This window comes from Flagellimonas sp. B-3 (genome assembly GCF_056857835.1).
In genome coordinates, this window is the sequence record NZ_JBSXNW010000011.1 from 1 (window position 1) to 18,280 (window position 18,280).

The window sequence follows — 18,280 nt, forward strand, 5'->3', positions numbered from 1 at the left end:
CCGATGGCACGGCCAAAGTAGATGCCACGGTGACCATAAAAGTGACAGCGGTCGACCCAGATAATCAGTCCCCGGTGATCGAGGCACAGGAATTTACAGTGTCCGAAGCGATCACCGATTCCGATGAGATCGGACAGGTAGCGGCCACCGACCCAGAGGATGACGACCTTACCTTTGAGCTGATCGCGAACGACAACGACCTCTTTCTACTGACCACGGCAGGGATGCTGACCTTGGCCGAGGGCAAGACATTGGACTTTGGGACCGCCACGGAGCACAGTATAACGGTAAGGGTGAGCGATGGCAACACCACGGCCAATGCGGAGATCACCATAAAAGTGACCCAGGGCGCCACCAACTCGGCCCCGGAGATCGAGGCACAGGAGTTTACCGCAAAGGAGGACATAGCCGATACTGATGTAATAGGTACGGTGACCGCCACCGATGCCGACGAGGACGAGCTTACCTTTGAACTGACCGAGAACGACAACGACCTCTTTATGCTGACCGCGGCAGGGGAACTTACCCTCGCCGAGGGCAAGACCTTGGACTACGAGACCGCTACGGAGCACAGCATTACCGTAAGCGTAACCGATGGCGAGGAGACCGCCGAGGCCACAATAACGATAAGCGTGGAGAACGTGATAGAGGGCATGGCCGAGGACCCAGACTCCTTTATTACCACTTGGAAGACCGAGACCGATGGAGAAACCATTCATATGGGAATAAACAACGATTACAACTATGACTTTACCATTGACTGGGGCGATGGTACGGTGGAAGAGCTTACCCAAGCTAATAATATCCAAGAAACCCATACCCATATCTATGCCACAGCGGGCACCTATACCGTGGCCATACAGGGTGAGTTTTCAGCTATTGATATGTCTTTTCCTGCTAGTTATGAAAACCTTATAAGCTTGGAACAATGGGGCAACATACAATGGAAGTCTTTTAATCGGGCTTTTTACAATTGTGAAAATATGGTGTACAATGCCACGGATGTCCCCGACCTTTCCAATGTGACCGATATGAGTAATATGTTCGATGGAGCCACTTCCTTTAACGGGGATATCAGCAGTTGGGATGTAAGCAGTGTGACCACGATGTATCAAATGTTCTATGATGCCACTTCCTTTAACGGGGACATCAGCAATTGGGACGTAAGCAATGTGACCAGTATGAGTTATATGTTCTATAATGCCACTTCCTTTAACGGGGACATCAGCAGTTGGGACGTAAGCAATGTGACCACGATGAGTGGTATGTCCCGTGATGCCTCTTCCTTTAACGGGCATATCAGTCCTTGGGATGTAAGCAATGTAATCTATATGGGCAAAATGTTCAAAGGGGCTACCTCTTTTAATAGAAATCTTGGCAGTTGGGGTATTGGCAGTGTAACAGGCATGAGTAATATGTTTGATAACTCTGGGATGTCCAAGGCCAATTTGGGCAGTACATTTATAGGATGGAACAACTTTGTGGAACAGAACAATGGCCCCCAAGGAATTACTTTGGGATTGGACAATCTAGCCATTTGTTTAGGTAGTGAAGGTTACAGTGCTTTCCAAAACCTGTACGACAACCATTCGTGGGATTATACAGGTCAATATACATTTGAGGAATGTAATTGATTTTTCAAAATAGATTTTGAGACATACCACTGAGAGGCCTAGATGCTTCTCGGTGGTTTTGTTTTTGGTTGTTTGCTGCTCGATGCTCGGTGTTAGAAGTCGGGTGTTCGTTTCTGGTTTTAGGTTTCAAGTTGCTGAGTTATTGGTTGTTTGATGGCTGATGCTCGGTGTTGGAAGTTGGAACATGCACTTGACACTTGATGTCTGTCATTCTGAAAGAGCAGAGCGATTGAAGAATCTCCCAGACATTGAGGAGGTGGAGATTTTTCGCTTTCGCTCAAAATGACACTGTTGACCGCCCACTGCGTTATTCGGTTATTTGCTGCTCGATGTTGGAAGCCCGATGCCCGAAGCCCGAAGTTCAAAAGCAAATCTGTTCGTGCAAATTCGAGAAATTAGTGTCAAAGCGCAATAACCGAATAACCCAATAACTTTGTAACTCCGAACTTGATGCCTGAGTTTGTCATTCCTGCGAAGGCAGGAATCCATTTTTTAAAGAAAGCTGGGAACACATCATAAAAATAGATTTCTCACGCTCCCGTTGGTCGGTTCGAAATGACATAAAGCAATTCGTGGCCATTCGTGGAATCCGTGTCTGCCGTAGGCAGGAAATTTACTTTGCTGCACTCGTCCCCTCTCTGGTCTCCCCCAAAGGAGAGAAGAAGGATTATGGGAGGACTTCAAACCTATCACTTCTTGTCTGCCTTTGCCAGCAGGCGGGCGCTCGAAAAGTTATTTTTTGTTTCTTACAAACATCAAACATCAAACATCAAACATCAAACATCAAACAGCAATACTTACACCATTTGCAGAAGCATTTTTGTCCGTATCAAAATAGAAATCGATGCGGCCCAGATTAATGCCGAAGCACCCCACTTGATTCACTAACACGGAATTTCCGTTTTGGTTAGTGCGTACATCGGGTTTGTCCAAAAAGGTATGTGTGTGTCCGCCAATAATCAAATCAGTATGGTAGGTTTGTTGTGCCAATCGGGTATCGCACGGTCTATCGGTATTTTTGTAATCGTAGCCCAAGTGCGAAAGGCAGACTATCAAATCGCATTGTTCTTCCTCTTTCAGTTGCTTCTCCATATCAAGGGCAATTTCGTAAGGGTTCAAGTATTGGGTTTCTTTGTACAGTTTTTGGGTCACCAATCCATCCAATTCAATACCAAGTCCGTATACTCCGATTTTTACACCATCGACCATGTAGATTCTATAAGGCTTTACATAACCATCCATCACGGTATTGGAAAAGTCGTAGTTGGCGGAAATCATTTCAAAAGTGGCATGGGGCATCTGTGCCAACAGTCCATCTATGCCATTGTCAAAATCGTGGTTCCCAATGGTGGATGCGTCGTACTTGAGCTTGCTCATTAGTTTAAATTCCAATTCGCCCCCATAAAAGTTGAAGTAGGGCGTACCCTGGAAAATATCCCCGGCATCAAAAAGCAGCGTATTGGGATTTTCGTTGCGGATCTGTTCCACCAAAGTGGCCCTGCGCGCAATTCCTCCCAAGTTTGGAAATTTGGAGTGGGAAGCGGGGAAGGTATCAATATGGCTGTGCACATCGTTGGTATGCAAAATTGTGATGTGCTTTTTCCCTAAATTGGAACACGAACTTAAACTAAGGCCTCCCAAACCAATTAAGGTGGAGGCAGCAGTGGTGTTGGTAATAAAGTCCCTTCTTTTCATTGGTCACTTGTTAGTTTATATTGCACTTTAGTGCAAGGCTTTGGGGTTCTGTACATATCATCATAAGAGTTATTGAGCTATAGATTATTGAGTTATTAAAGTGTACCGTCCAAATAACTTAATAAAGGTTTACAGTTTCATTGTTTTTCAAAACCTATGGATTTTCAATCAATAGTAGTTTTAAATTTTGTTGCTCAGTTTAGCTTAATCCAATTGTATAAAACGATTATCTACCACAGCTTTTAAGGTGTCTACTTTTTTAAAGTAATCGATTATGGCATTTCGTAAAAGATAATCGGTCTCGGTCGTTGAAATAATTTCATCAAAAAAACCAACACTGGGACCGCCATTTACCAAATAATCGGATGTAGCCACGTAGTAATTCCGGTTTTCGTCAAAAGGTTGTCCCTGTATATTCACGTTTTCCAGGGAACGGTTCTTGTCCGTAATAATTTGAATACCCGATACAGGGTGCCTGCGGGAAGATTTTGCCACAAAATTGATCAACTGTCGTGTAGCAGAACCGCTTAGTTCAACCACTTCAATATAGTTTTCAAAGGGCATTACTTCATAAGCATTGCGGGCACTTACATCGCCTTCGGAAATTATAGAACGTACCCCGCCAGCATTCAACACCACAAAATCCAATTTTTTTCCTGTTCTGGAATTGAAAATAGGGGAAGCCTGTTCAAAAACAATGTCCGCCATTAAGTTGCCCATGGATGAGGTGCGTTCTCCATCGTTCAGTAACAGCGGTTTTGGAGCGTAGGCCAAGGTGCTGTCCAGTACTTCGTTGATTCTGTTTTTGTAGGGTTCCACAAAGCTGGCTATGGAATCGGTTTGGGCAATGGTAGAGTCGATGGGAATTTGCTTGCCTTTGATTTCCGTAAGTTTCCCCGTATCATTTTTACAGGAGAGCAAAAAACAAAAAGTTATAAATATAACAAATTGTTTAAATTTTAGATTATCCACGTGCGTATCTTTGTTAAGTCGTCTTGGTAGATTATTTACCTTTGTAAAAATCATCAAAAATATGTTTTTGAAAGGACTCCAAGACAAATTTAAGGTTAAATCCGGGCTTAAATATTTACAGGGAGAAATGGAAAAGCCCTCGAAGTCCGTGACCAGGGAGAAGGGAATAACCAGCGTTGGCTGCATAGTGGATGTTGATAATTTCCAGAAGGCGGAGACCTTTTATGAGCTTATTGATGAGTTCGGATTAAGGCCCAACGCTATAAAAATTATTGGCTATAAGCGGGAGTACGACAAAAATTCACCGTATACCATACAAATGTTCTCTGATAAGGACTTAGGTTGGAAGGGCCAAATAGAGAACAGCTACGTTCTTGAGTTTTTGGGCAGGGAATACGATATGTTGGTCAATTATTACGAGGAGGACAATTTAATGATGAAGCTGTTGTCCGTAAAAACCCCCGCTCGGCTCAAGGTTGGATTAGGTGCCCAAGACCCCAAGCTCAACGATTTGATCTTAAACATACCCTTGAATGATTTTAAATTGTTCAAGAGTGAGTTGAAAAAGTATTTAAAGATCTTAAACGAAATTTGAACAAATGGAACAGTTGATCGGAACAGGAGTAGCATTGGTAACCCCGTTCAGAGAAGATTTATCGGTAGATGTAGCTGCCTTGGAAAGGATAGTTGAACACAATATTCAAGGAGGTGTGGATTATTTGGTGGTATTGGGAACAACAGCCGAATCCGCAACCCTTTCCCAAGCAGAAAAGCAATTGGTGGTCGATATTGTAGTGCGCACCAATGCTGGCAGGCTTCCATTAATACTTGGTGTGGGAGGAAACAACACAATGGCCGTGGCCAACGAATTAAAAACATTGGATCTGTCCGAGATTGATGCCATTCTCTCCGTATCGCCATATTACAACAAACCTACGCAAGAAGGCATATACCAACATTTTAAAGTGATTGCCGAAGCATCGCCCATACCAATTGTACTATATAATGTGCCTTCTAGGACAGGAAGCAATATGTTGCCCGAAACGACCCTAAGGCTGGCCCATGAATTTTCCAATATCGTGGGAATTAAAGAAGCATGCGGGGATTTGGTGCAGATTGGTGAAATCATCAAAAACAAACCGGAAAGCTTTTTGGTGATTTCCGGTGACGATGCCACAGCCTTGCCAACCGTTTTGGCCGGTGGGGCCGGAGTTATCTCGGTTTTGGGCCAGGGATTGCCTACGCTTTTTTCGGATATGATCAAACTAGGTTTGGAGGGCAATGCAAAAGAAGCTTATGGAATACACCATAAACTGTCGGCGTTAATGTCGCTTATTTTTGAGGAAGGTAATCCGGCAGGGATCAAAAGTATTTTTGAAAGCAAGGGTGTTTCAAAAGCAACAGTTAGGCTGCCACTGGTTGAAGCGACCCCTGTATTAAAAGAAAAAATAAGTGCTTCGCTAAAGTCACTGGACAGGGCACATGTTTAAAATTCGTTAAATGTTGCCCAAATTATTGGGGATTGGCCATTGTACCCTTTACATTTGAGTGGTGAAAATTCATTTTTTATATCCATTCAATATCACTAATTTTGCAAAATGTTTTTGAATATGAGGTCAATACTCCTTTTTTGTTGTGCAATGGCACTCCTTGTATCCTGTAGCGAGTACCAAAAGGTACTGAAGGAAACCGATGTGAAGGCCAAATACGATATGGCCGAAAAGCTGTACAACGAGGGTGATTATAAAAGGGCAGTTCGTTTGTTCGAGCAAATTGCGCCCAAATACGTTGGTAAGCCCCAAGGAGAGCGGGTAATGTTCTTTTTTGCCGACAGTTATTTCAAAAACGGTGACTATTATTTGTCAGGCTATCAGTTCGAACGCTTTATAAAATCGTATCCACGAAGTGATAAAATCCAAGAAGCGAGCTTTTTGGGAGCAAAAAGTTACTACATGCTGTCTCCAAGATATTCTTTGGATCAAACGGAAACAGACAAAGCCTTGTTGAAACTCCAAACCTTTATCAACAATTATTCCGAATCGGAATATTTTGAGGAAGCCAACGCCATGGCCAAGGAGTTGACCACCAAGAAAGAGAAGAAACAGATAGAAATAGCGAAACAATTCAACAAATTAGGAAAATTTAACCTACCTGTTTTAATTTCAGCTATAACTGCGTTCGATAATTTTATAACTGATAATCCAGGTTCGGTATATAGGGAAGAAGCCCTTTATTACCGAATTGAAGCCGCTACAGAGCTGGCTTTGAACAGTACAATGGACAAGAAGAAAGAGCGATTGGAAGACGCTCTTGACTCCTATAATAATTTAATACGCTATTTTCCGGAATCGAAATTCAAAAAAGAAGCAGACCAACTTGCTGAAACGATTCAACAGGAATTGAGCGTATATTCAACTTCCTTATCCAAATAAAAATTAGTTTTTAAACCACTGCACATGCAAGATTTGAAAAACACCAAGGCCCCGGTTTCCACAGTAACACTCAATAGAAACGAGTTTGACGAAAAAACCGAAAACATTTACGAAGCCATTTCCATCACGGCCAAAAGAGCGATCCAAATCAATTCAGAAATAAAAAAGGAGTTATTGGAAAAGCTTGAAGAATTCGCCACATACAGCGACAGCTTGGAAGAAGTGTTCGAAAACAAAGAACAAATCGAAGTTTCCAAGTTTTACGAAAAGTTGCCAAAACCACACGCTTTGGCAGTACAAGAGTGGTTGGAGGATAAAATTTACTACAGGAATACAGCGAAAGACGCTTAAGAAATGCTTGGCGGTAAAAATATCCTTTTAGGAATTTCCGGGGGAATTGCCGCGTACAAGACCACATTTCTTGTTCGTTTACTGATTAAAGCTGGTGCCCAGGTCAAAATTGTAATGACCCAGAGCGCCAGCTCTTTTGTTTCTCCACTTACGCTTTCCACACTTTCCAAGAACCCAGTTTTGATGGATTTTGTGAACGAAGAGGATGGAAGCCTGTCCTGGAACAACCACGTGAAACTCGGTCTTTGGGCAGATATAATGTTGATTGCGCCAGCCACGGCCAACACGTTATCGAAAATGGCCAATGGAACCTGCGACAATTTGCTTTTGGCAACCTATTTATCGGCCAAATGCCCTGTTTACTTTGCTCCTGCCATGGATTTGGATATGTACAAGCATCCTTCCACCAAGAACTCTCTGGATAAACTTGAATCTTTTGGCAACACCATGATTCCAGCGGAATCTGGCGAATTGGCTAGCGGCTTGCACGGAGAAGGTCGTATGGCAGAACCTGAGAACATTGTAACATTCATTCAGGAAGATTTAGCCAAAGGACTCCCGCTATCAGGAAAAAAAGTACTGATTACGGCAGGCCCAACACAGGAGGCTATTGATCCCGTTCGTTTTTTGGGAAATCGCTCCACCGGAACCATGGGATTTGAACTGGCCAAAAAAGCAGGCGATTTGGGAGCAAAGGTTATTTTGGTTTCAGGTCCAACGCATTTGAACATCAACCACAATTCCATTCAACTGATTCGGGTAACTTCTGCACAGGAAATGTACGAAGCATGCCATAATTATTATGCAGACATGGATGTTGCCATTTGTGCTGCTGCAGTGGCTGATTATCGACCTAAATCTATCGCAGCGGAAAAAGTAAAGAAAAAGGAGGGTGAAATGTTCATAGAGTTGGAACGTACTCCGGATATTCTCATGTCGCTCGGCGAAAACAAAAAGAATCAATTTTTGGTAGGTTTTGCCTTGGAGACCCAGAACGAACTGGAAAATGCCAAAGGCAAGCTCAAAAGAAAACATTTGGACGGCATTATCCTTAACTCATTAAAAGATGATGGTGCGGGATTTGGAGGCAACACGAATAAAATCACCTTTATAGATAAGAATTCGAACATAAAAACGTTTGATTTGAAGACGAAGCCCGAAGTGGCTTCCGATATTTGGCAAGAAATTATCTCCAGAATCCATGCGTAACATACTGTTTTCCATTTTTCTATTGCTTGTTACCCTTGCTCTCCCAGCGCAAGAACTGAATTGTGAGGTAACCGTGAACTCTGACCAAGTGGGACAGACCAACCAGCAGATTTTTAGGACTTTGGAACGTTCCCTCAACGATTTTGTGAACAAAACAAAGTGGACGAACAGGACTTATCGTGAAAATGAGCGGGTAAATGCACGTATGTTTATTACGGTAACTCAATACGAATCGGACCATTTTGAGGCCAATATCCAAATTCAGTCTACACGACCCGTATTCAATACCACTTATGAAAGTCCCGTGTTCAATTACAAGGACAATTCCTTCAATTTTCAGTATCAGGAATTTCAACCTTTGGTGTATAATCCAAACAATTTCGATTCCAATTTAGTAGGTGTTATTTCGTACTACATGTATATTATTTTAGGGTTGGATGCCGATACCTTTTCCTTGGAAGGCGGAAACGATTTCTACCGCCAGGCCCAAAATATTGTAACACAGGCACAAAGTTCCAGTTACAGCGGATGGAGTCAGGATACAGGTGATCGTAGCCGTTTTGAATTGGTCGACAACCTATTGAGCAACTCTTTTAGGGAATATCGCATCGCCATGTACAACTACCACAGAAAAGGGCTCGATATCTTGGCGGACAATAACAGTACGGGCAAACAAATCATTGCAGGAAGCCTACGTTTATTTGAAACCCTTATAAGCCGAAGGCCCAATGCCTTTTTGATTCAGACTTTTTTTGATGCCAAGTCCGAGGAAATCCAGAACATCTTTTCCGATGGTCCCAAAGTGGACATTGTAAAACTCAAGGAAACCCTAAACAAAGTGGCTCCATTTTATTCCAGCACATGGAATGAAATAAATTACTAGTTCAATCTGTTGTGCATTTTGAACATACAGCTCAGTTCTAGGCGTCAGTTCGAGTGATTTTGAGGAACGAAAAATCGCGTTGCATTGAGCGGTGCCGAAATGTATCGAGAACTTTTTTAGACAAAAATTCTTTTTCTCGATACAAATTTCACTCATGCTATCGTGAAATCCACTCGAAATGACGAATTTTTTCAAAATGCACAATGGGTTAGTGCAGTTCTATAAAGAGGTTTATCTTTACGGGTAAAATCTTCGATATTGCTAGTAAATCTATCCATCCAAAATTATGCACTCATTGATGATGTAAGTGTTTCGTTTTCCAACGGATTCACTACAATAACGGGTGAAACGGGCGCAGGGAAATCAATTCTTTTGGGAGGTCTTTCCATGGTATTGGGAAAACGCGCCGACCTATCATCGTTAAAAAATACGGCACAAAAATGCGTGATAGAGGCAGAGTTCGATGTGTCCAAATACCAACTCCAGTCTTTTTTTGAGGACAATGATTTGGATTATGATGACAAAACCATTCTTCGTCGGGAAATACTGCCCAGCGGAAAATCCAGGGCATTTGTGAACGATTCCCCCGTTACTTTGGATGTGATGCGGACATTGGGCGACCAATTGGTGGATGTGCACTCCCAGCACCAGACCATGCGACTTACCGAAAATGATTTCCAGATGAAGGTATTGGATGCTCTGGCCGACAACTCAGAAAACTTGTCAACATACGCCGAAGAGCTTGAAAGATTACGAACGGCATCCAAAGAACTTCAAAAATTGGAAGATTTTCAGACTGAAGCAGATAAGGAACACGACTACAACAGTTTTTTGCTTGAAGAATTAGAGGCTGCAAAGCTCAAAGAAGGCATGCAGGAAGAGTTAGAGGCCGAATATGAGCAATTGAACAATGTGGAGCAGATTATGGAGCAATTGTCCGCAGGCCATCAATTGTTGAACGATGAACAATTGGGCATTGTGGGCCGCCTTACCGATTTAAAACGGGCATTTCAAGGTTTAACGGATTTTGGGGCTGACTATAAATCGTTGAGCGATAGAATTCAATCCGTATTGATTGAAACTGACGATATTGCTTCTGAACTGGAGCAATTACAGGAAAGTGTGGAAGCTGACCCAGAACGTTTGGAAGTAGTCAATGGGAAATTGCAGCAACTCTATGATTTACAGAAAAAACACCATACCGATTCAGTATCCGAATTGATTGCCATTCGCGAAGATTTGACTCAAAAAGTGGATGCCGTGGCCAATATTGAGTCCAAAATCAAAGCAAAAAGAGAAGAGGTTTCTGAGATTACCAAAAAAGTGGAAGCATGGGCCCAAAAAATAAGCGATGGTAGAAAAGCCGTCATTCCAAAGTTGAACGAAAGGCTTCAGGCAAACTTGGCATCTTTAGGTATGCCATCAGCTACTTTTAATATTAAGGTAAATCCGTCCAAATCGTTCAAAACCAATGGAAAAGATGATCTGGTATTCTTGTTTTCTGCGAACAAGGGTTCCAATTATGGCGAACTGAAAAAAGTAGCATCAGGCGGGGAACTTTCCCGTATTATGCTGACTATAAAATCTATTTTGGCCGAGTATGAAAATCTGCCCACCATGATGTTCGATGAAATCGACACAGGGGTTTCGGGAGAAATATCAAACCGAATGGGGGAGATTATGCAGCAAATGAGCAGTACCATGCAAGTCTTTTCCATTACCCACTTGCCGCAGGTCGCATCAAAAGGAAAATACCAATTCAAGGTCTATAAAGAAGAAGGTGCGGAAGGAACAAGCACACACATCAAACAATTAAGCACGGATGAGCGTGTACGTGAACTGGCCGAAATGTTAGGTGGTAAGTCCTTATCCGAATCCGCTTTGGCCCACGCCAAGGAGCTATTGCAATAAAGTATTTTGATGAAAAACTCGTCACCCTGAATCAAGTTCAGGATGACAGAAATCTATATTCTTAAGGATGTTAACAATCAAAATAGTTTAAATATCTTTGTCACACAATCAACAATTGCAAGAAATTATGGCATACAATCTTTTAAAAGGTAAAAAAGGAATCATTTTTGGTGCTCTGGATGCAAACTCCATTGCTTGGAAAACTGCAGAACGTGTTCATGAAGAAGGGGGTGAGTTTGTGCTTACCAACGCACCCATCGCCATGCGAATGGGGCAAATAAATGAACTTGCGGAAAAAACCAATTCAGAAATTATTCCCGCCGATGCCACTAACGAGGAGGACTTGAAAAACTTGGTGGAGAAATCCATGGAGATTTTGGGAGGAAAACTGGATTTTGTGCTCCATTCCATCGGTATGTCCGTAAACGTTAGAAAAGGAAGACATTACACAGATGAAAACTATAGCTTTACGGAAAAAGGCTGGGACGTATCGGCATTATCTTTCCATAAAGTTATGCAGTCGCTTTATAAAGCTGAAGCGATGAACCAATGGGGAAGTATAGTTGCTTTGACCTACATGGCTGCGCAGAGAACATTCCCAGATTATAACGATATGGCGGACAACAAGGCCTATTTGGAGTCCGTGGCAAGAAGCTTTGGTTATTTCTTTGGAAAAGAACACAAGGTGAGAGTGAACACAATTTCCCAATCTCCGACCCCGACCACAGCCGGACAGGGTGTAAAAGGGTTTGATGGATTCATCAACTACGCGGAAAAAATGTCGCCATTGGGCAACGCCACCGCAGATGATTGTGCCAACTATACGGTATCACTTTTCTCGGATTTGACCAAAAAAGTGACCATGCAGAACTTGTTCCATGATGGTGGGTTCTCCAATACAGGGGTAAGTCAAGAAGTAATCGATGAGTTTTCGAAATAAACTTTAAAAAATATATGGGAAGCCACTCTTTTTAGGGTGGCTTTTCTGTTTGAGATGAACACTTTTTTTTCCATAGTGGTCCCGGTTTACAATAGACCCGAAGAAGTTCGGGAACTCTTGGAAAGCCTTCAAAAACAAGACTTCCAGAAAGATTTTGAGGTGGTTGTTGTTGAGGATGGGTCTTCACAAAGTTCGGAGGAAGTAGTGGATAGGTTTCAGGGCAAGTTGAACATTTCCTACTACTTCAAGAAAAATTCGGGACCCGGGGACTCCAGAAATTTTGGAATGCAACATGCCAAAGGAAATTATTTCATCATTCTGGATTCGGACTGTATCCTGCCAAAGCAATATTTGTCCGAAGTGGACAAGGAACTAACAAGGGAGTTTGTACACTGTTTTGGTGGCCCCGATTCCGCAGATGCTTCGTTCACCACTGTACAAAAGGCCATAAACTATGTAATGACCTCTTTTTTTACCACTGGAGGCATAAGGGGAGGGGAAAAGGCTGTAGGAAAGTTTCAACCCCGTAGCTTTAACATGGGCATTTCCAAAAATGCTTTTGAAAAAACGGGAGGTTTTGGCAGAATTCATCCGGGCGAAGACCCGGACCTTACTTTCCGGGTTTGGAAAGCAGGGTTTGAAACCCGATTGTTCCCAAAAGCTTTTGTGTACCATAAAAGGCGTATAAACTGGAATAAATTCTATATTCAGGTGAATAAATTTGGGATGGTTCGCCCCATACTCAACAAGTGGCATCCCGGAACGGCAAAACCGACTTACTGGTTTCCAACTTTGTTTATGTTGGGATTGTGCGTTGCCATAATCTTGGCTATTGCAAGGCTTTGGTTGCCTTTAATGCTGTATGTGTTTTATTTTTCAATATTGTTTTTGGATGCTTTAATACGGAACAAAGACATAAAGGTGGCCATTTTAGCCATTTATGCGGCTTTGACCCAATTTACGGGATATGGAATTGGTTTTTTCAAGTCCACAATGTTGCTTAACTTTAGTAATAAGAATCCAGAGGAATTGTTTCCCAAACTATTTTTCAAGAAAAATTAAAGTGTTTAAAAAGGTATTGAACGGCCTCAATCAAAAGAAAGCGAAAGTGTTTTCGCTGTTTCTGTTATGCTCTTTTTTGGCGTGGTTTATTAGCAACCTGTCCGAAACGTATGAGTCTCGTACCTACTTTACGCTAAACTATCGTAATCTTCCGGATTCGTTGTTGTTGGGGAAGAATTCAAATGATGAAATTGAAGTCAAACTCAGAACCAGCGGTTTTCAATTTTTATACTATAAAATTTTTAAGCGCCGTATTGATGTTGATGTCTCTGAAGTAGAATTCCAAAATGGGGATTATGTGTTGAGCAAGGAGGTGTTGAGGAGACAAATGGATCAGCAATTATCACAGAACATATCGCTTTTGGATTTGGACAGGAACCAACTGGAAATAGACTTGTACCAAGTGGATTCCAAGAAGATACCCATACAGGCGAGAGTGGATTTACAGCTTCAGCAAAACTATATTCTGGATGGGAAAATTAAGGTTTCACCGGATTCGGTTGAGGTGAAAGGACCAAAAAATGAAATTGATACCATTAAATCAATAAAAACATCATCCATACAACTAACCAACGTCAATGCCGATTTTTCCAACGAAGTTACCCTGATCTTCCCAAAAGGATTGGACAACAGTATTTTTTCGGTAGGTAGGGCAAAGGTTTTTGGTAAGATCTCAAGGTTTTCAGAAAAGATTTTTGAGGTACCTGTGCAAGTGCTGAATATTCCAGAAGGGTATCAAGTAAGGACCTTTCCCAATTCAGTAACCGTGTTGTGCAAGGCGACTATTGAGCGTTTGAAGGAAATTTCGGCCTCCGACTTTGAAATTGTTGCAGATTATGGACAATTAAATGGGGCTGAAAGCAGTACTTTGTTCTTGGAGATTACACAAAGCCCACAAAAAGTATACGATATAAGGCTTGAAGAAAACACTGTAAATTTTGTTTTGGAACAGCAATGATGATAGTTGGACTCACAGGAGGGATAGGAAGTGGAAAAAGTACCGTGGCCAAAATGTTCAAGGAACTTGGTATTCCTGTGTATGATTCTGATATGGAGGCCAAAAAGTTAATGGAGACATCAACAGAAGTTAAAGCAACCATCATGGATTTGTTGGGTAGGGAGGCTTATGGTAAAGATGGTTTGAACAGGCCGTACATAGCGGATAAAGTGTTTAAGGACCCTGAGTTGCTCGAAAAACTCAATGGGATTGTACATCCGGCGGTTCGAAAGCATTTTTTGGAGTGGGCCAACCGTCAAAAATCGCCCTATGTAATACAAGAAACTGCATTGATTTTTGAAAATGATGCCCAGGACAAATATGATTGTACTATCTTAGTAACAGCACCTGTAGAAACTCGGATTAAAAGAGTAATGGACAGGGATAAAGTTGAAAAGCAAGCTGTTGTTGATCGGATAAACAACCAATTGAAAGATAAACAAAAGCTCGATTTAACCGATTTTTCAATAGAAAACCTTGAATTGGGCAAAACCAAAAGAAAGGTTAAAGAACTACACCTCAAACTTTTAGCTTTAGCATCTAAATTTTAACATTTATGTTAAGTTTTGGTTAAACGCTAAAATTACTAAATGTTAAATTTTTAATTTTACACCAATGAACAAGAAGCTATTCGTTCTTCTGGTTGTTCTTATGAGTTTATCCCTTTTAGGGATAATTTTCGTGCAAGTTTATTGGATACAGACGTCCATAAACGATAAAGAGGAACAATTCTCAAGAACAGTCACAGATATATTGGACAAAGTGGCAAGTAGGGTGGAGAAGCGGGAGATGAAGGAATACTCCGACCGTTTGGCTTCTCTGGCGGATAGCGTTGGTGAACCTAAAAGTGCACAATACAAAAATTTCATGTTTGTAGAACGGGATCTCAATTCCGATGAAATTCTTTTTTACTCCCATGGAATTCTTGAAGAAGATTACAATATAACCTCAGCGTTCTTTGATAATACATTGGGTGGCAAGGATACCACTACTCTTAAAAACATTACAAGCCGAAGAACCAAAAGTGTTTTTAAAGAGGAGTTCGGTCTTGATGGAAAAAGTTATAACCTAACCCCCATAGAAAAAGTAACCAATATTGGTAAGCTAAGCAGTATTGAAAAGGCCCAATGGGAGGATGTTTTTATGGAATACGCCAAAATTCAACCTATCCATAAACGGGTCTCCAAGCAAGAACTGGAACTGCTCCTTAGCCAAGAACTTAGCAATAGGAACATATATATAGACTATGAATATGGAGTGTACAGCCAAGGTTACCCCACCAAAGTACGGTCTAGGAAATTTAAATTTTCGGGCTCTAAAATGTACAAGGCTCCCATTTTTAAGGATAGTGAAGGCATGTCCAATTTTTCACTATTGCTAACATTCCCCAGTATGAAGCGCTACATATTTGGTTCTGTAATGGGAATGGCATTACTCTCACTGGTTTTTACATTGGTGATTATGCTGGCATACTCTAGCGCCATTTACCAATTGATCAAGCAAAAGCGCATCTCTGAGATCAAGTCAGACTTTATCAATAACATGACGCATGAGTTCAAAACACCCATTGCGACCATAAATTTGGCGGTAGAGGCAATTCGAAATCCAAAATCCATTGAGGACAAGGAAAAAGTGTTGCGCTATTTGGGCATGATTCGAGATGAGAATAAACGTATGCATGCACAGGTGGAAAATGTTCTGAGAATATCCAAATTGGAAAAAAACCAGTTGGACATTAGTAAGGACAGGGTCAATATGCACGATATTATTACTGACGCCATCGCTCATATTGAACTGATTGTGCAGGATAGGGGAGGATATGCAAAAGCCCACCTTGATGCCGAACGCTCGGAAGTATTGGCGAACGATATGCACATGACCAATGTGATGGTGAACATTCTGGACAATGCGGTAAAGTATTCTCCAGAAACACCTAAAATTGATGTATACACCGAAGTGGTGAAAAACAGCATCATTATAAAAGTGCAGGACCAAGGAGCAGGTATGAGCAAGGCTGTGCTCAAAAAAGTATTTGAAAAATTTTACCGGGAACATACCGGCGACATACACAACGTTAAAGGCCACGGATTAGGGTTGGCCTACGTAAAACGAATTATAGATGATCATCAAGGTGAAGTTTATGCAGAAAGTGAAAAAGGAAAAGGAAGCACCTTCTTTATTAAACTACCTTTAATTTAAAAGCAAACTATGGAAACAGAGAAAAAGAAGATACTATTGGTAGAGGACGATCCAAATTTTGGAATTGTCCTGAAAGATTATTTGAACATGAACGATTTTGATGTTGTTCTGGCCAAAAATGGAATGGAGGGTTTTGAGAAGTTCAAAAAAGACAACTACGATGTCTGTATTTTGGACGTAATGATGCCTTATAAGGATGGATTTACCTTGGCAAAGGAAATCCGTGAAAAGAACGAAAACGTTCCGATTATCTTTCTTACTGCCAAGACCATGAAAGAGGATGTTCTAAAAGGGTACAAAGCGGGAGCGGACGATTACCTGAACAAACCTTTCGATTCTGAGGTTTTACTTATGAAATTGAAGGCTATCCTTCAAAGAAAAGCTTCAAGTTCTTTGGCCGATAGCAAGCAATTTGAATTCGAAATCGGAAATTTCCATTTAAACTCCAAACTTCGTTTTTTAAAATATAAGGAAGAAGAGCCCATCAAACTATCTCCAAAAGAGAACGAGCTGTTACGTTTGTTGGCACTTCACGAAAACGATTTGATGCCAAGGGAGTTGGCGTTGACCAAAATCTGGCGAGATGACAACTATTTCACTTCCAGAAGTATGGATGTGTACATCGCCAAGTTGAGAAAATATCTCAAAAAAGACGACTTGGTAGAAATCCTTAACATTCATGGAGAAGGTTTTAGGCTTGTTGTAAAAGCTGAAAACGAGCAATAGAACAAATTTCACCTCTTGTTGGCGCGAGCCTCATGGCTCGTGCCATAATTAAGTGAAAAAGACAGCGTAGGCACAAGCATGATGCTTGCACCAGCGAGGGGAGTAGTCTAATTACAGTCGCTCTATATGGGGGCACAGCAAAGTTAACTTATTTGAATTCATTGGTATTTGGAAATAGCTTTGCTGATTCTCCAGAAATTGATGATGTTGTGTGGGGTAAAGTACTTGCTACTGATAAATTATCATCATTAATGTTCAAGACAAAGCCTATTCAGTCTACTAATAACTTTTTACTCATAGTGATCAAAATAGATTAAATGCGATCATTCTGAGGTTTACAAGACCTGAGCCGCTAAACAAAAAAAAGGCTGGTTATTTGGATGCCTATTTTGCGTCCAAACTTAATCCAAGTAATTTTAACAGCTTAGATTTAGGAAACCTACAACACCTTTTTTTTTTCGTTAATTTGTAGAGCTAGTTAGTCAAAAACAAAACAGAATTATGTTTCGAAATGGAAGATATATTATAAACAAATGACAATGCATTTAAGCAACAACCTTTTAAAATACGTAATTGTAGTTGGGATTATGAGCAATTGTGTAGCTACTGATAAATTTCAAGAAGGTGGTTCACTGAGAGGTGATTGGTATATTTCTAAAAATACGATTGACCATCAATTTTCATATCAAGAAGTATTCTTTGATGGAAAAGAAGTACATTTCTTTGTCTCTGAAGTATTAGATTTTAGGATACCAATCGACTATTCTTTTTCTGGAGGAAAACTACATTTTTTGAAAAATCAAAGGATGGATACGGTTAATTCATTTGAGGTACATTTTTATAATGATAGTTTTAGGTTAATTACTGAAGAAGGCGAAATAGAATATTCCAAGATTTTTGGGGAAAACACCCTGTCAAAATTATTTTCAAATGGAATATCTAGAGAGAAATTTGAATCCTCATTTATAGAAAGAAGAATGGAAATCATGGTAATAACTAGCTAGTAGTTTTAAGAAGTAAGTTTTCAAGTAAAATTCGATCATTTAGTAAAACATTAATTTTAACACAATATCCAATAATCAACAGCAACTCATTTTGGTAATGTAGTAAAATAGTTGTTTTTTCAATTATTGAATTTAAATAATTAAAAACCAGTATTTTGGATGCTTTTCGGATACTGGTTTTTGTCGTTGTATGGGGTTCTTTGTAACAAGAACATTCATTAAACCTTATGATATAAGGTTTCTTCTTACCATCGTGTAGTGGATT

17 protein-coding genes are annotated in these 18,280 nt (G+C 40.9%); 15 read left to right on the top strand and 2 right to left on the bottom strand.

What is annotated here, in order from left to right; translation table 11 throughout:
• Window positions 1-1,634, top strand: a 1,634-nt coding sequence (locus AC13CS_RS01100; protein ID WP_482888330.1) for a BspA family leucine-rich repeat surface protein, incomplete at its 5' end; no start/stop codon positions are given.
• Between the two features lie 783 nt (window positions 1,635-2,417).
• On the opposite strand, the gene AC13CS_RS01105 is transcribed toward AC13CS_RS01100, so the two are convergent.
• Together AC13CS_RS01105 and AC13CS_RS01110 are read right to left on the bottom strand one after the other, a co-directional pair.
• A complete protein-coding gene (locus AC13CS_RS01105) occupies window positions 2,418-3,329 on the bottom strand; it encodes a metallophosphatase (protein ID WP_293163901.1) in 912 nt (303 codons plus the stop codon).
• A 204-nt stretch (window positions 3,330-3,533) separates the two neighbouring features.
• Window positions 3,534-4,355 carry a 5'-nucleotidase gene (locus tag AC13CS_RS01110; RefSeq protein WP_293163898.1) on the bottom strand — a complete coding sequence of 274 codons (822 nt, stop codon included), beginning with the start codon at window positions 4,353-4,355 and terminating at the stop codon, window positions 3,534-3,536.
• Between the two features lie 7 nt (window positions 4,356-4,362).
• Between AC13CS_RS01110 and AC13CS_RS01115 the strand changes: the two genes are divergently transcribed.
• The 14 genes from AC13CS_RS01115 (at window position 4,363) to AC13CS_RS01180 (ending at window position 18,015) form a co-directional block, all read left to right on the top strand.
• Window positions 4,363-4,896 (top strand): DUF6913 domain-containing protein, encoded by a 534-nt coding sequence (locus tag AC13CS_RS01115; RefSeq protein WP_293163895.1) that lies wholly within the window; start codon window positions 4,363-4,365, stop codon window positions 4,894-4,896.
• Window positions 4,897-4,900: 4 nt separating this feature from the next.
• Window positions 4,901-5,791, top strand: coding sequence for a 4-hydroxy-tetrahydrodipicolinate synthase (dapA, locus tag AC13CS_RS01120; RefSeq protein ID WP_293163892.1), 891 nt, complete (start codon window positions 4,901-4,903; stop codon window positions 5,789-5,791).
• Window positions 5,792-5,899: 108 nt separating this feature from the next.
• Complete coding sequence (locus tag AC13CS_RS01125) at window positions 5,900-6,733, top strand: outer membrane protein assembly factor BamD (RefSeq protein ID WP_293163889.1); 834 nt, start codon at window positions 5,900-5,902, stop codon at window positions 6,731-6,733.
• Between the two features lie 24 nt (window positions 6,734-6,757).
• Entirely contained in the window at window positions 6,758-7,084 is a 327-nt protein-coding gene (locus AC13CS_RS01130; protein WP_163627834.1) for a DNA-directed RNA polymerase subunit omega, read from the top strand.
• A 3-nt stretch (window positions 7,085-7,087) separates the two neighbouring features.
• Window positions 7,088-8,293, top strand: coding sequence for a bifunctional phosphopantothenoylcysteine decarboxylase/phosphopantothenate--cysteine ligase CoaBC (coaBC, locus tag AC13CS_RS01135; RefSeq protein ID WP_293163884.1), 1,206 nt, complete (start codon window positions 7,088-7,090; stop codon window positions 8,291-8,293).
• The gene (gene porD / locus AC13CS_RS01140) at window positions 8,286-9,176 is read left to right on the top strand and encodes a type IX secretion system protein PorD (protein ID WP_293163881.1); all 891 of its coding nucleotides are present in this window, start codon (window positions 8,286-8,288) and stop codon (window positions 9,174-9,176) included. Before coaBC ends, porD begins: the two co-directional genes overlap by 8 nt.
• Before the next feature lie 258 nt (window positions 9,177-9,434).
• Complete coding sequence (gene recN / locus AC13CS_RS01145; RefSeq protein WP_293163879.1) at window positions 9,435-11,087, top strand: DNA repair protein RecN; 1,653 nt, start codon at window positions 9,435-9,437, stop codon at window positions 11,085-11,087.
• Between the two features lie 127 nt (window positions 11,088-11,214).
• A complete protein-coding gene (locus AC13CS_RS01150) occupies window positions 11,215-12,027 on the top strand; it encodes an SDR family oxidoreductase (protein ID WP_293163876.1) in 813 nt (270 codons plus the stop codon).
• 54 nt (window positions 12,028-12,081) lie between these two features.
• Window positions 12,082-13,089, top strand: coding sequence for a glycosyltransferase (locus tag AC13CS_RS01155; RefSeq protein ID WP_293163873.1), 1,008 nt, complete (start codon window positions 12,082-12,084; stop codon window positions 13,087-13,089).
• A gap of 1 nt (window position 13,090) precedes the next feature.
• Window positions 13,091-14,047, top strand: coding sequence for a CdaR family protein (locus tag AC13CS_RS01160; protein WP_293163871.1), 957 nt, complete (start codon window positions 13,091-13,093; stop codon window positions 14,045-14,047).
• The gene (gene coaE, locus AC13CS_RS01165) at window positions 14,044-14,637 is read left to right on the top strand and encodes a dephospho-CoA kinase (RefSeq protein WP_293163868.1); all 594 of its coding nucleotides are present in this window, start codon (window positions 14,044-14,046) and stop codon (window positions 14,635-14,637) included. The genes AC13CS_RS01160 and coaE overlap by 4 nt, the downstream gene beginning before the upstream one ends.
• Window positions 14,638-14,701: 64 nt before the next feature.
• Window positions 14,702-16,285 (top strand): sensor histidine kinase, encoded by a 1,584-nt coding sequence (locus AC13CS_RS01170; RefSeq protein ID WP_293163865.1) that lies wholly within the window; start codon window positions 14,702-14,704, stop codon window positions 16,283-16,285.
• A 9-nt stretch (window positions 16,286-16,294) separates the two neighbouring features.
• The gene (locus AC13CS_RS01175) at window positions 16,295-17,011 is read left to right on the top strand and encodes a response regulator transcription factor (protein ID WP_163627842.1); all 717 of its coding nucleotides are present in this window, start codon (window positions 16,295-16,297) and stop codon (window positions 17,009-17,011) included.
• A 539-nt stretch (window positions 17,012-17,550) separates the two neighbouring features.
• Window positions 17,551-18,015: a hypothetical protein gene (locus tag AC13CS_RS01180; protein ID WP_293163861.1), complete on the top strand. Its 465-nt coding sequence runs from the start codon at window positions 17,551-17,553 to the stop codon at window positions 18,013-18,015.
• Window positions 18,016-18,280: the final 265 nt, after the last annotated feature.

Coding starts and splice junctions, on each gene's coding strand:
- AC13CS_RS01155 (WP_293163873.1), top strand. CDS start 12,082: ATGAACACTTTTTTTTCCATAGTGGTCCCGGTTTACAATAGACCCGAA.
- AC13CS_RS01125 (WP_293163889.1), top strand. CDS start 5,900: ATGTTTTTGAATATGAGGTCAATACTCCTTTTTTGTTGTGCAATGGCA.
- AC13CS_RS01115 (WP_293163895.1), top strand. CDS start 4,363: ATGTTTTTGAAAGGACTCCAAGACAAATTTAAGGTTAAATCCGGGCTT.
- AC13CS_RS01110 (WP_293163898.1), bottom strand. CDS start 4,355: ATGATTTTTACAAAGGTAAATAATCTACCAAGACGACTTAACAAAGAT.
- AC13CS_RS01150 (WP_293163876.1), top strand. CDS start 11,215: ATGGCATACAATCTTTTAAAAGGTAAAAAAGGAATCATTTTTGGTGCT.
- AC13CS_RS01130 (WP_163627834.1), top strand. CDS start 6,758: ATGCAAGATTTGAAAAACACCAAGGCCCCGGTTTCCACAGTAACACTC.
- coaE (WP_293163868.1), top strand. CDS start 14,044: ATGATGATAGTTGGACTCACAGGAGGGATAGGAAGTGGAAAAAGTACC.
- AC13CS_RS01170 (WP_293163865.1), top strand. CDS start 14,702: ATGAACAAGAAGCTATTCGTTCTTCTGGTTGTTCTTATGAGTTTATCC.
- AC13CS_RS01180 (WP_293163861.1), top strand. CDS start 17,551: ATGCATTTAAGCAACAACCTTTTAAAATACGTAATTGTAGTTGGGATT.
- AC13CS_RS01175 (WP_163627842.1), top strand. CDS start 16,295: ATGGAAACAGAGAAAAAGAAGATACTATTGGTAGAGGACGATCCAAAT.
- dapA (WP_293163892.1), top strand. CDS start 4,901: ATGGAACAGTTGATCGGAACAGGAGTAGCATTGGTAACCCCGTTCAGA.
- porD (WP_293163881.1), top strand. CDS start 8,286: ATGCGTAACATACTGTTTTCCATTTTTCTATTGCTTGTTACCCTTGCT.
- AC13CS_RS01105 (WP_293163901.1), bottom strand. CDS start 3,329: ATGAAAAGAAGGGACTTTATTACCAACACCACTGCTGCCTCCACCTTA.
- coaBC (WP_293163884.1), top strand. CDS start 7,088: ATGCTTGGCGGTAAAAATATCCTTTTAGGAATTTCCGGGGGAATTGCC.